At 62.9% G+C, this 14,240-nt stretch carries 11 protein-coding genes; 8 read left to right on the forward strand and 3 right to left on the reverse strand.

Annotated features, from left to right (window positions below; genetic code table 11):
• Positions 1 to 118 precede the first annotated feature (118 nt).
• The 7 genes from MHX65_RS03350 (at position 119) to MHX65_RS03380 (ending at position 8,898) form a co-directional block, all read left to right on the forward strand.
• A complete protein-coding gene (locus MHX65_RS03350) occupies positions 119 to 1,597 on the forward strand; it encodes an ABC transporter substrate-binding protein (RefSeq protein ID WP_239268651.1) in 1,479 nt (492 codons plus the stop codon).
• Positions 1,594 to 2,559 carry an ABC transporter permease gene (locus MHX65_RS03355; protein WP_023023469.1) on the forward strand — a complete coding sequence of 322 codons (966 nt, stop codon included), beginning with the start codon at positions 1,594 to 1,596 and terminating at the stop codon, positions 2,557 to 2,559. Before MHX65_RS03350 ends, MHX65_RS03355 begins: the two co-directional genes overlap by 4 nt.
• On the forward strand, positions 2,556 to 3,377 hold the full coding sequence (locus tag MHX65_RS03360; protein ID WP_239268653.1) for an ABC transporter permease: 822 nt from the start codon (positions 2,556 to 2,558) through the stop codon (positions 3,375 to 3,377). The genes MHX65_RS03355 and MHX65_RS03360 overlap by 4 nt, the downstream gene beginning before the upstream one ends.
• Positions 3,374 to 4,822, forward strand: coding sequence for an ATP-binding cassette domain-containing protein (locus tag MHX65_RS03365; protein ID WP_239268655.1), 1,449 nt, complete (start codon positions 3,374 to 3,376; stop codon positions 4,820 to 4,822). The genes MHX65_RS03360 and MHX65_RS03365 overlap by 4 nt, the downstream gene beginning before the upstream one ends.
• A gap of 60 nt (positions 4,823 to 4,882) precedes the next feature.
• On the forward strand, positions 4,883 to 6,574 hold the full coding sequence (locus tag MHX65_RS03370; RefSeq protein ID WP_239268657.1) for an FUSC family protein: 1,692 nt from the start codon (positions 4,883 to 4,885) through the stop codon (positions 6,572 to 6,574).
• A gap of 144 nt (positions 6,575 to 6,718) precedes the next feature.
• A complete protein-coding gene (locus MHX65_RS03375) occupies positions 6,719 to 8,518 on the forward strand; it encodes a BCCT family transporter (protein WP_239268771.1) in 1,800 nt (599 codons plus the stop codon).
• A complete protein-coding gene (locus tag MHX65_RS03380; protein ID WP_239268659.1) occupies positions 8,518 to 8,898 on the forward strand; it encodes a hypothetical protein in 381 nt (126 codons plus the stop codon). Before MHX65_RS03375 ends, MHX65_RS03380 begins: the two co-directional genes overlap by 1 nt.
• 67 nt (positions 8,899 to 8,965) lie before the next feature.
• Here MHX65_RS03380 and MHX65_RS03385 read toward each other — a convergent pair whose 3' ends face one another.
• Positions 8,966 to 10,342, reverse strand: coding sequence for a M20 metallopeptidase family protein (locus tag MHX65_RS03385; RefSeq protein WP_239268660.1), 1,377 nt, complete (start codon positions 10,340 to 10,342; stop codon positions 8,966 to 8,968).
• Between the two features lie 156 nt (positions 10,343 to 10,498).
• Here MHX65_RS03385 and MHX65_RS03390 point away from each other — a divergent pair, with 156 nt between their 5' ends.
• Positions 10,499 to 11,488 (forward strand): HNH endonuclease signature motif containing protein, encoded by a 990-nt coding sequence (locus tag MHX65_RS03390; protein WP_239268662.1) that lies wholly within the window; start codon positions 10,499 to 10,501, stop codon positions 11,486 to 11,488.
• A gap of 403 nt (positions 11,489 to 11,891) precedes the next feature.
• On the opposite strand, the gene efeB is transcribed toward MHX65_RS03390, so the two are convergent.
• The gene (efeB, locus tag MHX65_RS03395) at positions 11,892 to 13,118 is read right to left on the reverse strand and encodes an iron uptake transporter deferrochelatase/peroxidase subunit (protein WP_239268664.1); all 1,227 of its coding nucleotides are present in this window, start codon (positions 13,116 to 13,118) and stop codon (positions 11,892 to 11,894) included.
• Positions 13,118 to 14,239 carry an EfeM/EfeO family lipoprotein gene (locus MHX65_RS03400; RefSeq protein WP_239268666.1) on the reverse strand — a complete coding sequence of 374 codons (1,122 nt, stop codon included), beginning with the start codon at positions 14,237 to 14,239 and terminating at the stop codon, positions 13,118 to 13,120. The genes efeB and MHX65_RS03400 overlap by 1 nt, the downstream gene beginning before the upstream one ends.
• Between the last annotated feature and the right edge of the window lies 1 nt (position 14,240).

Here is a 14,240-nt window from a genome sequence, read left to right on the forward strand (position 1 = left end):
AATGGCAATATATGCCTCCCCCCGAATGGTTTTAGAGCGTTTATGTGTTGAGTAACACACACGTTATTCTTCATTTATGAAAATTTTGCGTGCGCGCTCAGCGCTAGGCTGTCTCGCGATGGTGACAGCGCTGAGCACGATAACAGCTTGTTCAGCGGGCCATACCGCGGTGGTAGATACCTCCGGCGACAACGCCGCCCTAACGGTGGCATCTAGTTCGGGGGCCACCTCGCTCGATTTCACCACTACCGGTGGGGCCGCCGCGCCCTCGGTGCTTATGGATAATGTCTATGAAACCTTGGTGCGCATCGATGAAGACGGCTCCATCACCCCAGGCTTAGCCAAGGACTGGGACATCAGTGAGGATGCGAAGACCTATACTTTCCACCTGCGCGATGGCGTGACCTTTTCCAATGGCGACCCCTTTACCGCGCAGACCGCAGCCTTTTCCATTAATTACGTAAAAAATGACTGGGCCAACGGCATTTCCGCTGCCATGGACCCCGTCGAAAGCGCCACCGCAGTAGATGACCACACCCTCAAGGTGCGCCTAGAAAAGCCCTCCAACCGCTGGCTGTGGTCCATGGGCACCACCATCGGCGCGATGATGTCGCCTAAGGGCATGGATGACCTTGCAGCGAAGCCTATCGGCACCGGCCCCTACGAGGTGGCGGGATTTTCCCCCGCAGAATTCGTCTCCTTGCACAAGCGCGATGATTACTGGGGCACACCGTCTGAGCACGATGTCACGGTGCGCTACTTCCCCGATGCCATTTCCTCGGTCACCGCGCTGCGTTCGGGCGGAGTGGACGTCGTCTGGGGCGTGGGTAATCCCGAAATCCTCGATTCCCTGGATGATTCCATCGATACCAACGTAGGCACCACCAATGGTGAGGTCCTGTTATCGATGAATAATGACCGCGCCCCCTTCGACGATCCGCGCGTGCGGCAGGCCGTGGCCTACGCCGTCGACCGCGAGGCGGCCAATGACATCGTGTGGTCCGGCATGGCCACCGATACCGGCGGCGCGCCCATGCCGCCCACCGATCCTTGGTTCGAGGGCAAGAACTATTACGACTTCAACCCGGATAAAGCCCGCTCGCTGCTTGCCGATGCCGGCGCCGAGGGCACCCCACTCACCATCACCGTGCCCACGCTCTACTACGCCCAGGCCATTTCCGAGCTGCTGTACTCGCAGCTTTCCGATGTCGGTTTTGATGTCACCCTCGAAACCGCCGAGTTCCCCGCCGTGTGGCTGGGCCAGGTTCACGGCGCCAAGGACTACCAGATGTCGATTATCTCCCACGTGGAGGCCCGCGATATTCCGGCGCTTTTTGGCAACCCGGATTACTACCTGAATTACGATTCCGCCCGCACGCGCGAGCTGCTCGATAAGGCCGATACCGCAGCGCCTGAAGACTATCCCCGCCGCATGACGCAGGTGGTGGACCAAATCATGGCCGATGCCGGCGCGCTGACCGTGATGAATATGCCGAATGTCGTTTTAACGCGCCACGGCATTAGCGGCTTGCACACAGATCAGGTCACCGACGCGATAGTCTTGCGCGATCTCACCGACGACAAGGAGGACCAATGAGTACCTCTCGAGCCCAGGCCTTAATCCGGCCGCTGCTGCGCTTTGTGCTCACGCTTTTTCTCGCCTCCCTCATCATTTTCGCGCTCATGCGCGCCGTGCCCGGCAACCCGGCGCGCGTCGCGTTGGGGGTTAATGCCACTGATGATGCCATCGCCGAGCTCAGCGCGGAACTCGGCCTGGACCGGCCGCTGCTCGCACAGTATGTCGAGTGGGTAAAGGGCCTGGCCACCGGCGATTTCGGCAAGTCGCTGTCCTCGCAGCAGGACATCACCCCGCTCGTCCTTGACCGCCTGCAGGTCACGCTCATCCTCATCGGCCTGGCCATGGCCTTGGCGCTGGCCTGCGCGATTCCCATCGGTATGTGGTTGGCGCACAACCGCAATTCGCGGGTTGCCGGCTTGGTCTCTGCGGGAACGCAGCTGGGCATCGCCGTACCAAGCTTCTTGGTCGGCATCATCTTAGTGGCCATCTTCGCGGTCCACCTGGGCTGGCTGCCGGCCAATGGTTGGGTGCCACCTAACCGCGGCGTAGGCGATTTCCTGCGCCACCTCATCCTGCCGGTCATCGCCTTGGCCCTGGTCCAGGGTGCGATGCTCACGCGCTATATGCGCTCCTCGGTGCTCGACGTTATGGACCAAGACTATATCCGTACCGCGCGCGCCCTGGGCGATTCCCCGCGGGAGGCCCTGCACCGCCACGGGCTGCGCAATGCCGCGCTGCCGGTACTGACTGTTTCTGGCCTGCAATTGACCTCGATGGTGGTAGGCGCCGTGGTCATTGAATCCGTCTTCGTCATCCCCGGCGTAGGTTCCATGCTGCTCGATGCAGTCTCCGTGCGCGATCTGACCACGGTGCAGACGCTTGTCATGCTGCTGGTCACCTTCGCGCTGGCAGTAAACATGCTTACCGATGTCGCCTACCGCCTCATCGATCCCCGAATCAAGGCAGGTGACGCACGATGAAAATGCGTTTTTCTGGTTGGCTAGGCGCCGTGCTCGTCGGCGCGGTCGTAGTAGTCGCCCTCGTATCGCTGGTGTGGACGCCGTACGATCCCACCCTCGCGCAACCGGGCAGCCGCCTGTCCGGCCCCACCGCAGATCATCTCTTGGGCACGGACCGCTTCGGGCGCGATACCGCCTCGCGCATCATGGCGGGCGCGAAAATCACGGTCTTCGTGGGGCTTATCGCCGTCGGCATCGCAGGGCTTATCGGCATCCCGCTGGGGATCCTCGCGGGCATGCGCCGCGGCACCTGGGTAGAAGCGCTGGTCATGCGCGGCGCCGACGTCGTAATCGCCTTCCCGGCGCTTTTGCTAGCCATTATCGCCGGCGCGGTCTGGGGCCCATCGACGCTTACGGCCATGATTGCCATCGGTATTTCCGGCATCCCGTCCTTTGCCCGCGTGGCGCGTTCAGGCACGCTGCAGGTGGTCACGCAGGACTATATCGCCTCCGCCCGCATCTCCGCCGTGCCGGGATGGAAGGTGGCGGTGCGCCATGTCCTCCCGAATATCGCGGGCCTTATCATCGTCCAGGCGTCGGTGTATTTTGCCCTCGCCATCCTCGCAGAGGCGGGCCTGTCCTACCTCGGTTTGGGGACGCCTCCCCCGGCCGCCTCGTGGGGCCGCATGCTGCAGGACTCCCAATCGCTGCTGAGCACCGATCCCCTCCAGGCCCTCTGGCCAGGCCTTGCCATCGCCGCCACGGTCTTGGGCTTTAACCTGCTTGGCGATGCCCTCCGTGATGCCCTCGACCCCCGCATGAAAGGAGCCACGCGATGAGCCTTTTAAGCGTGCGCGATCTCAGCCTCAGTGCCTCCGAATCCTCCCTCGTCGGGCCTCTTAACTTCGAGCTCGAGGCGGGCGAAAAGCTCGGCATCATCGGCGAATCCGGCTCTGGTAAATCACTGACCGCGCTGTCCATCATGGGCTTGCTGTCCACGGGCATTTCCGCCACCGGCGAGGTCACAGTGGCCGATCACCAGATCATCGGCGCGCGGGATTCCGCTATCCGCCCGCTGCGCGGCAAGACCATGGCCATGGTCTTTCAAGAGCCCATGAGCGCGCTGGATCCCTTAATGCGCATTAGTGCCCAGCTCACCCACGCCGGCGCACACGATACCGCCGCGGCCCTAGAGGAAGTCGACCTCGACGCCGACCTCGCCTCGCGCTTTCCCCACCAGCTATCCGGCGGGCAGCGCCAGCGCGTCCTCTTAGCCATGGCCATGGCGGGCAGCCCCGACGTGCTCATCTGCGACGAGCCCACCACCGCCCTCGATGCCACCACGCAGGACGGTGTCCTCCGCGTCATCGAGCGCGTTACCGAACAACGCGGCACCGCACTGCTTTTTATCACCCACGACCTCAATGTCATCCAGCGCATGTGCCCGCGGGTGTTGGTCATGCGCGATGGCTACATCGTGGAAGAAGGCCGCACCGAGCGCGTGCTTACTAAGCCCCGCCACGCTTATACCCAAGAGCTGGTCTCGGCCTCGCAGCCGCCCGACTTCGCCCTCACCCCGGCGGGCGAGGGGAAGGATGTGGTGGTATTGGAGGGCATCGGCAAGCAGCATGGCTCCCAGGCCGCGCTGGCGGGGATCGATCTCCGCGTGCGCCGCGGCGAGCGGCTCGGCATTGTCGGTGGCTCCGGTTCCGGCAAGACCAGCCTGCTGAAGATTGTGGCGGGCCTGGATGCCCCGACCTCTGGAACCAGCACCGTGGACGGGCGCGTGCAGATGGTTTTCCAAGACCCGCAAGGTTCACTGAACCCGCGGCTGAAGATCTGGAAATCCATCGCCGAGGCCATGCCCGGGCGCCTATCCAAGGCCGAGCAGCGCGAGCGCGCCGCCGCCGCACTGGAAGAAGTGGGAATTTCCGGCAAAGCGCTCGACCGCTATCCCCACGAGTTTTCCGGCGGGCAACGCCAACGCATCTCCATCGCCCGCGCGCTGTGCGGCGAACCGGATATTCTACTTGCCGATGAAGCCGTCTCCGCCCTCGATATGTCCGTGCAAGCCCAGGTGCTGGAATTGCTCGCCCGCCTCATTGAGGATCGCGGGCTGACCCTGCTATTTGTCACCCACGATCTCTCCGTGGTGCGCGGGCTCTGCGATAGGGTCGCCGTGCTCAACCGCGGCGAACTGGTCGAACACGGTCCCACCGAGCGCGTGTGGTCGAAGCCCGAGAGCGACTACACCCGCCGGCTCATCGCCGCCGCAGGGCAATAAATTCCCACGGCGTAAGGTGGTTGCGGTAGACGTTTTTAGCGAAAGGAGTCCCACAGGCTCGTGAGCATCGACCACCCTATCCCGCAACGCCCCAGCACCACCCAGTTGCTGACCGCCTTTAATACCGCCTCCGTGCGCTGGCCCGGTGCCCTGCGCGCGGCCCTGGCACTGCTGATTCCCGGCACCTTCGCCCTGCTCACCGGCCACGACTACGCCATCCTGCTGCTGGCCACCGGCGCCTTCGCCGTGATTTTCGGCGAAGGCCATCCCTTTCGCACCCGGCCCCGCGTCATCCTCACCGCTGGCTTAGCCCTGACCACCGTGGCGACCGTGGGCGTGCTGGTCGGCCACCTCATTTTCGTCCCCGGGCACGGGCACTGGTGGCTGCTGCTCGCCGGTCTTTATTCCCTCCTGCTCGCCGCGCTTTGTGGCTTCACCCAGAACGCGCTGCGCCTGCCGCCGCCGGGCGCCTTCTTCCTCGTCTTGGTCGGCGGCGGTTCGGTGATGTTGGCGCGGACGGATACCAGTGTTAGCCAGCTGTTCCTCTGGTCCCTGACCGGCGTGCTGGCCAGCCTGCTTTTGGGCATGGCGCCCGCGCTCATTGATGTGCACGGCCCCGAACGCCGCGCCGTCGCAGCCTTGGAAAAGGCCACCGCCGCGTTTGTCTCCGGTGAAGATGATTCCCTCGCCCGCCACCACCAGGCCCAGACGGCGTTGTCGACGGCCTGGCAAGCGCTTGCCAATGCCGGCATCATCCGCGGCGGCCGCATCATCAATACCGCCGCCGCGGGCTTGGTGGATCGCACCTTGCAGGCCCAAGGGCGCATCGTCGCGCATAACCGCGCGCTGGATCTGGGATCCTCTTCGGACCTGCTCACCGATCACGCTACCGATGTGGATCCGCACCGCACCGCCATCCCGCACACCCACCCCACCGGCCGCTACCGCATCTACCGCGCCGCGGTGCGGGATTCGCATGCCATGGTGACCACGCAAAAGATCGTGGTCTCCGCCGCCATCACAACGGTGGTCAGCCTGTCTTTAGGCTTTGACCGCCCGGACTGGGGCGTGGTCTCCGCCTTCCTCATGCTGCAGTGGGGACCGGACCACGTCGCCGGCACCGTCCGCGGCATCCACCGCATGCTCGGATCCATCGTCGGCGTCATGCTGTTTTCTATCTTCCACTACTTCGGCGTATCCGGGTGGAGCTTGCTCTTAGCCCTCGCCGCCTGCCAATTCTGCGCAGAGATTTTCGTGGCCAAGAACTACGCCATCTGCGTCATCTTCTCCACCCCGCTCGCACTGCTCATGGGCAATTCCGCGCAGCGCCCCCTCTGGCCCACCATCCAGGCGCGCATCAGCGAGGTCCTCATCTCCATCATCGTGGCCACCATCGTGCTGTGGTTCTGGCAGCGCTCCGCGCCCGTCCGCAACCAGCACCGCTTGCAAACCCGCGCCATGGAATCCATGTCCACCCTGCTCGGGTTGCTGTTTATCAATACCCCCGAAGAGGTCCTAGCCAGCCGCCGCGACCTGCAATACGAGTTGTTATCCGAGCGCCGCGCCATCCAATCCCTCGCCGCCGATAACCCCGCCACCGCCCGCGAATTGTGGCAACGGCACATCGCCATCCAGCACGCGGGCTATTTCCTGCTCGATTATTGCTCCACGCACCCGTTCAGGATGGCGAGCAGGGAGGAGCTAGATGGCATCGTCAAGCAGATTCACGCCGCGCATGCCCAACCGCGCTAGCTTGTGGAATGCGCTGCGGTGCTGAACAATTGAAGCCACGACTCCCGCCGAGCTAAGGACACCGTGACTTCTTCCTCCCGCGCCTATAAGCGCTCCCTCGAACCGCACGATAAGGGCAGCGCCGTCGGGCTCTACCCGCACAATATGCACCCCGGGCTGGTGCCCGGCATCAGCGTTGAGGACCAACGCAACCGCTTCGGCCTGGATAAATCGCTATTTTCCATCACCGCCGTCCTCATCGTAGCCTTCATCATTTGGGGCATTACCATGCCCGATAACCTGGCCGCCGCCTCCTCCACCGCCTTTAACTGGGCCATTACCAATACCGGATGGCTGCTGAACATCACCATGCTGCTGGCCACCGTGACCATGGCCTATATCGGGTTCTCCCGCCTCGGCCGCATCAAGCTCGGCACGGATACAGAAAAGCCCGAATTCAGCTACTTTAGCTGGGTAGCGATGATGTTTGGTGCCGGCATCGGCGTCGGGATCTTCTTCTATGGGCCCTCCGAGCCGCTATCGCACTACCTCAGCCCTCCCCCGCACACCGTGGATAACGGCAGCTCCGTCGAGGCATTGCACCAAGCCATGGCCCAATCGCACTTCCACTGGGGCATTTCCCCGTGGGCGGCCTATGCTTTGGTTGGCGCGGCGATTGCCTATTCCTCCTACCGGCGCGGGCGCGTTCCCCTCATCTCTTCCATCTTCCAGCCGCTCTTCGGCTCCCGCGCCACGGATGGTCCGCTGGGCAAGCTTATCGATGTCATGGCGCTTATCGCCACCCTCTTCGGCACCGCCGCTACCCTGGGGCTTTCTGCGATTCAAATCGGCGAAGGTGTCAGCATCATTCGCGGCGCAGGCCCCATGACCAATTCCGCGCTCATCATCGTCATCGCCGTTTTGGGCTGCGCGTTTATCGTCTCCGCAGTCTCTGGCGTCGCGCGCGGCGTGCGCTACCTGTCCAACTTCAATATCACCTTGACCTTGGGGCTAATTGCCTTCGTCTTCTTGGTCGGGCCCACCCTATTGCTGCTAAACCTCATTCCTTCGGGCATCGTGGTCTATATCGATCAATTCCTGCCCATGATGGCCAAGGGGCTGTCGTGGGGCGATGAAACCATTGAATTCCAGTCCTACTGGACGGCGTTCTACTGGGCCTGGTGGATTGCATGGACGCCGTTTGTGGGCATGTTCGTCGCCCGCATCTCCCGCGGCCGCACCATCCGCGAATTCGCCGCCGTCACCATCTTCGCGCCCACCGCCATTTTGGCGCTGGCTTTTACCATCTTTGGTGGCACCGCCATTTCCTTCAATCAGGATGGCGTAGCGGGTTTCGACGGTGAATCCTCCAATGAGCAGGTGCTCTTTTCGATGTTCCAAGATCTCCCCCTCGGCACCATCACCCCGTTTATCCTTTTGGTTATCCTCGCGGTCTTCTTTGTCACCTCGGCTGACTCTGCCTCTGTGGTCATGGGCACCATGTCCTCCAAGGGCGACCCAACCCCCAATAAGCTCATCGTCATCTTTTGGGGCCTGTGCATGATGGGCATCGCCATCGTCATGCTGCTGACCGGTGGCGAAGACGTGCTCACCGGCCTGCAAAACCTCACCATCCTGGCCGCCCTGCCCTTCTGCCTCGTGCTGCTAACTATGATGGTGGCGTTCATCAAGGATCTGCGCTCTGATCCAATGTTTATCCGCCGCACCTATGCCCGTTCGGCGATGGACAATGCGGTCATGCGCGGCATCGCGGAGCATGGCGATGAGTTCGAGTTCTCCGTCCAGCACGCCGAAGACGACCGCGGGGCCGGCCATGACTTCGATTCCGCCGCGGACCGCTACACCGAGTGGTACCAGCGCACGGACGAAGAAGGTCGAAACGTCGACTACGACTTCGAAACCGGCGAATGGTCCGACGGCTACGACCCAGAGGAGGAGAAGTAATGGGTCTTCCCAGCGAGGTTGTCCTCGATGGCTACACCCTCATCGAGCAACACGAGATTGACCACGAATTCTTATTGCGCGGCTCGCCGCTTAGCACCAACACTCCCCTGCTCTTCGCGCTCACCATCGCCGGCATCGCGCTCGTCGCCGCCAGCTTATTCCTGCGCGGGCGCGGGCGGGTCATCGCTGGTGTACCGGGCGCGGTGCTCACGGTGAGCAAGCTGTGGTGGATGCCTTTCGCTTTGGCACGGCACTTCGATGACGGTCAGGTCTTTGGCTATACACTCAAGTACTTCCCGCAATACTGGCCGGTGGCCTCGGTCATTGTCGGCGCCATCGCGCTCATCGGCCTTGCCTCTGCCTTTATCCGACGGCCTTAGCCGCCGAGCACGGCACCTCCAGCGACCTGCCCACTACTCTGGCGCACGCGCAGTTCACAGGGATGAATTACTTCTGCACGCCGGCGGCCTCGCGCATGGCCTTGGTCTGCGCGGAAGGGTGCTCGTTTTCGGTGGCTAGGCGCTCGAAAGCCACGGCGGCGAGCGCTGCCGCCTGCATACCGAGCACGGAGTCGTCGAAACGCATCATCGGCGAGTGGTTCCACTCGCGCTGGTTTTCGGGTGTCGAAGGGTTGGCCGTACCCATCCACATAAACGTGCCCGGCACCTGCGAAAGGACATAGCCGAAGTCCTCGGAGGCCATCATCGGGGCCTCGAAAGGCTGCATGTTTTCCGCGCCAAACATCTGCCCCCACAGCGTAGCGGCGAATTGATTCTCCCGCGGGTTTGTCTTCGTCGTGGGATACAACACCTCGAAATCCACCTGCGCGGTGCACCGGTGCGAGGCGGCCACCGAGCTGGAGACCTCGGTAATCATTTGGCGGACGGCGTCGATCTTTTCGTCGCGAAGCACGCGCACCGTCGCCCCCAGCGCCGCGCGATCCGGAATGGCGTTATACGCACCATTGCCCGCCCATAGGTTGGTCACGGTGATCACGATGGGCTCCAGCGCGTCGAAGCGGCGCGTGAGCGCGGTCTGCAGCGCCATCTGGATTTCCGCCAGCGCCGCGACGGGATCGATGGCATCGTGCGGGCGGGACCCGTGCCCGCCCTTGCCCAGCACCGTAATGGTTAGGTTGGACGAGCTTGCCATCATCGGCCCGGGAACATAGTGGAACGTGCCCCGATCCTGCGGGCCGACGTGCAGGCCGTAGGCGGCGATTGGGCGTCGGCCAGCGGCATCGAGCACGCCCTCCTCGATCATCAGCTGCGCGCCGCCGGGGCCTTCCTCGCCGGGCTGGAACATAAAGGTGACATCGCCATGCAACTCCTCGCGGTGCTCGCACAGCATGCGCGCCGCCCCAATCAGCCCCGCGGTATGCAGGTCGTGGCCACAGGCGTGCATGTATTCATTGATCGACGCAAAGGGGCTGCCGGTCTGCTCATGCACCTCCAGGGCGTCCATGTCCGCGCGCAGCAGCACCGAAACCGGCCGCTCGCCGCGCTTGCCGCCGCGCAGCACCGCCACTACGGAGCTGAGGTCCTGCCCCACATGAATCTCCAGCGGCAGGCCCTCGAGTGCTTCAAGGACCTTTTTCTGGGTGCGCGGCAGGTGCAGCCCGATTTCCGGGTGGCGGTGCAAATCGCGCCGAATGTCCTGCAGGTCCTCCACCATGGATTCGCCCATGTCCTGAAAAATCTCCGTCGCCGGCTGCTTGCCAATGCGCGCCCTTGTCACCGGCAGCGGCGGCAACTCCTGCGCCTGGCGCGGGACGGACTTACGGCCGGGGTGGTTGGGGCGAACAATTTTCGTGGGATCAGTCATGTGGGCTCCTTTACTCGCTGTCGTATTCGACAATACCGCAGGTTATCCACAGGGTGAATGGCGGCGAGGCATCAGGTGTGACGCGTGGGGCGAGTTATCCACAGGCGGGGCGGCGCGGGCTTTCCCGCGGGTGGCCGGTGGATTAACCTCGCAGGCATGACCCGCTTGCAGGACTACGCCCGCCAATTAACCTCGCCGATGGAGCTTCTCGGCGAGGTCTTCGTCCTTGCCGAGGCGGACCTGCGCCGGACTGGCATTTCCCGGCAGGAATCGCGCGAATTGCTGCTGCTTGCCGATACCTACTTCGGCCCCACCTCCTTCACCCGCCGCCAGCGCACGTGCCGGGCGACGAAGCACTGCTTAACCACGCTCAAGTTGATTGAAAAATACGTCTCCCGCACCAACACGAAGAGGGATGCTTGGGCGCTGCGGGCAGAGTTGTGTGGGACTTCGGGGGACATTGACAAGCTGGCGCGCACCCGCCTCAAGGAGATGTATCCTCCCCGCCAGCCCCAGCGCGGGGTGCGCATGACCCGGCGAAAGGGCGGGCCCTCCACGCTGTCGATTACCGGCGATTCCGATTTCATCGCCGACCTGCATTCCACCATTGGGGAGGATTCCCCGCTCGAGGCCGTCGATCGCATCTTCTTCCGCGGTGGCGCCACGCGCCCGGTGGCTAGCACCAATATCGTCATCCACCTCGATGAGATGGACAAGATCTTAAGCGGTGGCGGCGAAGAGGTCACGCTGCAGATGACCAATGGCGCCGAGATTTCCGGGGCCAAGTTGGTGGAGAAAAAGCTTGCCGAGGTCGGCCTTGTCACCCTCATTCACCCCTTCGAGGGCCCAGTCAACCTCTATAGAACCTCGCGGTTCGCCTCCGAAAAGCAGCGGCTGATGGCCGCCGCTGAAAACCCCTCCTGCCCGTGGACGGAGTGCAATTATCCGGCCGATAAATGCCAAGTCCACCATCTCCAGGCGTGGAAGCACGGCGGCGAGACGAATATGGACAACTTGACCATTTCTTGCCCCTATCACAACGGCGTCAATGACGATGACCCGCACGCCCCACCGGTGCGCGGCCGCCTGCATCGCCATCGCGGCCGCATCGAATGGCTTCCGCCCTGGGCCTCGCCGCCCAGCTAAGTGCCGCCTTTACTTGATTCGATTGAGCCGGGCCCGAGAAGTTCTGCGGTTCCTAAGTAAGTGGCTCCTTTTCCTACCGTTGCTCTTCTCATTGCCGCCGATAGCAACCGCTGGTTTAGCGGTTGCCGGTTTGGCATGCCATAAGCCTTCTACCCTGCGGAGCGTATGCTGTGAGACCCGTGCACCGTGGGAACCGTGTGCCATGAGACCCGTGCGCCGTAAGGCTCGCGCGCCATGGGAACCGTATGCCAAGAGACAGGACGCCCTGGGGTCCGGCCGCCGTAGCATCTTTGTGCCGCCGGTGCGCTGTGGTGTGTCCTCAACGCTGGGTGGTGGCTAAGTCACGGCCTTGGCGCGGTGGTAGATGTTCGCGAGCGACCAGTGGTTAGCTGGGTAGGAGGCTTTATGCTTCGAGGAGGCTGCGGCCGAAATAATCGGATTCATCGGCAATGCCGGGAAGCGCGTAGAAGTAGCCGCCGCCGTAGGGGCGGATATAGTCAGCCAGCGGTTCGCCTTCGAGGCGTTTTTGCACCGTAATGAACTGTCGTTCCAGGTCCTGCTGGAAGGAGATGAAGACCAGCCCCACGTCGAGGGTGCCGTTATCGCGCACGCCGTTGTCGTAATTATAAGCGCGGCGCAACATAAGTTGGTCAGCGGTTTCTGGGGTGCGGGGGTTGGCCAGGCGGATGTGGGCATCGGTGGGAATGACATCGCCGGTGGCGTCGTCGAGGTAATCCGGCTCGGCGTGCTCGTCGCCGCCCGATAACGGGCCGCCCGTTGCGCGGTCGCGGCCGAAGATTTGCTCCTGCTCAGCAATGGAAATGCGATCCCAAAACTCGGTGTACATGGCAATAAGCCGCACCGCCATATAGCTGCCGCCCGTGGCCCAGGCAGGCTCATCCGAACCGGCCCACACGAGCGAATCGTAGTCATCGGGGCCAGGATTGACGATGCCATCCTTAAACCCCAGGTGATTGCGCTGCGTACCCGATGGCCGCGGCGAGTTCATATAACCATTTTGCCGCCAGCGCACCGCCACATCGCCGCGCGTATGTCGCAATATATCGCGCAGGGCGTGGAGAACGGTATCGCGTTCATCGGCGCAAATCTGCAAGGCTAAGTCACCGTGGCACATTTCTTCTTGCAGGGTGTCATCGGCAAACGATTCCATCGCGCTCAAGTGCGCGGGCTTGTGGGCGGCAAGGCTGAAGCGGTCATCGAAAAGCGAATCGCCCACCGCGAGGGTGATGGATAAGTGATCGGCCGGCAGCTCTGGGCCCAACTCGCCCGAATCCATCGCCGGATAGGCAATTCCGTCGGGGGCGAGCGTGCCACCTGCGGTTAAGATGCGCGCCCTTTCACTTAGCGTGCGCAGGAGCTTGTCCAAACGGGCTTTTGTCTTCACCTGCACGTCCAGCGCCACTATTTCCGAGTATTTCTGCGGGGGATTGATGATGCCTTGCTGGTGTTCGCCGTGAAAATCCAGCGCGCCCGGCTGATCCAAGGAGTCGGTGGATTCCAACGGAAGCGAGGGGGACTCAGCTTCTGCTCCCGGGGCTGCGCCGACGGCCGCGGAGGCGGCGAGGCCAGATAAAAAGGAGCGGCGGGAAAAGTTAAACGGGCACGGCACTAGTTCATCCTCCGGATAACGGTCATGGTGGCAACCGGGGCGAGCAGCTCATTCGCCTTGGCGACGCCCGCCTGCAAACGCAAGCGGTCCTCCTGCGGCCAGTCCGCAAAAGCGACGCTAGGCGCACCACCGTATTTATCGTCGAATTCCTCAGCAAGAGCGTCCAAGTCCGCGAGCTGGTCGTAGATGGGCTCGGTGTCTAAGCCGCGATCCTCGACCAAAGAGCGCACGGGATCCAACGTCACCCGCGTCGATGTAATAACCCCGCGCAGGGCGGAAGGAAGGGCATGGGCGCCGAAATCGCACTCGCCGCGCAGGTCAAAGCGCTCGAACTCCTCCATCACCTCATGCGCGCGCAGCCCATAATCCGGGGCGGGGATGGCGAAATGGGAGGTATCGAGGGCGTGGGCGGTTTTGTCGGTGGCATCGGCAAGCGCGGTGGCGGGCAGGGTGGCATCGCTGGGCGGGCGGTTGGACCACAGGATGCGCTCGATGTCTTCGTAGCCCTCCAAATCCGGGCCCGGCCACTCCGCGCTGGAATCGTCGAAGGAACGGTAATACTCCAAGTAGTCGAGGTAGGCGGCTCGGGCGGCGGAGCGGGAGGAGGAGGTGGCATCGGCAAGCGCATGCGCACGCTTTTGCAGCTCCGGCACGCGCTTTTTCTGGTTTTCTGCCTGCTTGATGGACACCGCGGCGACCTCGTGATCCGTAATGGGAACCATCTTGGGAGCATCAGCCACGGTAGAGCCCGCCACCGTGAAATCATCCGACTCCACCGCGGAATCGTTGTGAAATACACAGGTCAGGTGGTAGGTTCCATCCTCCAGCTGGGGGTTCCACTCGCGGATGGCGGGGGTACCGATACGCTCGAGGACCTGGTAGGCATTACCCTTGTCATCTGAAACATAGACCGTGAGGGCAAGCCCGGTGGTGTTATTGATCTTCCATTTCGCCTCGCCCTGCACGTCCTCAGGCACCGGGCAGGAATACACATCGCGCACGGCGAGCTCGCGCATGGGTTGCTCGTCGCTGTGCCCGCCGAGCCTCGCCTGGGCAGCCGTTTGCGGGATGGAAAGCCCAACGGCGAGCGCGAATGCAATGGCGAAACGGGAAATCTTCATA

It is taken from the genome of Corynebacterium sp. ACRPS (genome assembly GCF_022346005.1).
Lineage (GTDB): Bacteria > Actinomycetota > Actinomycetes > Mycobacteriales > Mycobacteriaceae > Corynebacterium.

What these genes read in the sequence shown, in the direction of transcription:
- MHX65_RS03350 (WP_239268651.1), top strand. Translation starts at nt 119, where the DNA reads ATGGTGACAGCGCTGAGCACGATAACAGCTTGTTCAGCGGGCCATACC.
- MHX65_RS03355 (WP_023023469.1), top strand. Translation starts at nt 1,594, where the DNA reads ATGAGTACCTCTCGAGCCCAGGCCTTAATCCGGCCGCTGCTGCGCTTT.
- MHX65_RS03360 (WP_239268653.1), top strand. Translation starts at nt 2,556, where the DNA reads ATGAAAATGCGTTTTTCTGGTTGGCTAGGCGCCGTGCTCGTCGGCGCG.
- MHX65_RS03365 (WP_239268655.1), top strand. Translation starts at nt 3,374, where the DNA reads ATGAGCCTTTTAAGCGTGCGCGATCTCAGCCTCAGTGCCTCCGAATCC.
- MHX65_RS03375 (WP_239268771.1), top strand. Translation starts at nt 6,719, where the DNA reads ATGCACCCCGGGCTGGTGCCCGGCATCAGCGTTGAGGACCAACGCAAC.
- MHX65_RS03380 (WP_239268659.1), top strand. Translation starts at nt 8,518, where the DNA reads ATGGGTCTTCCCAGCGAGGTTGTCCTCGATGGCTACACCCTCATCGAG.
- MHX65_RS03385 (WP_239268660.1), bottom strand. Translation starts at nt 10,342, where the DNA reads ATGACTGATCCCACGAAAATTGTTCGCCCCAACCACCCCGGCCGTAAG.
- MHX65_RS03390 (WP_239268662.1), top strand. Translation starts at nt 10,499, where the DNA reads ATGACCCGCTTGCAGGACTACGCCCGCCAATTAACCTCGCCGATGGAG.
- MHX65_RS03400 (WP_239268666.1), bottom strand. Translation starts at nt 14,239, where the DNA reads ATGAAGATTTCCCGTTTCGCCATTGCATTCGCGCTCGCCGTTGGGCTT.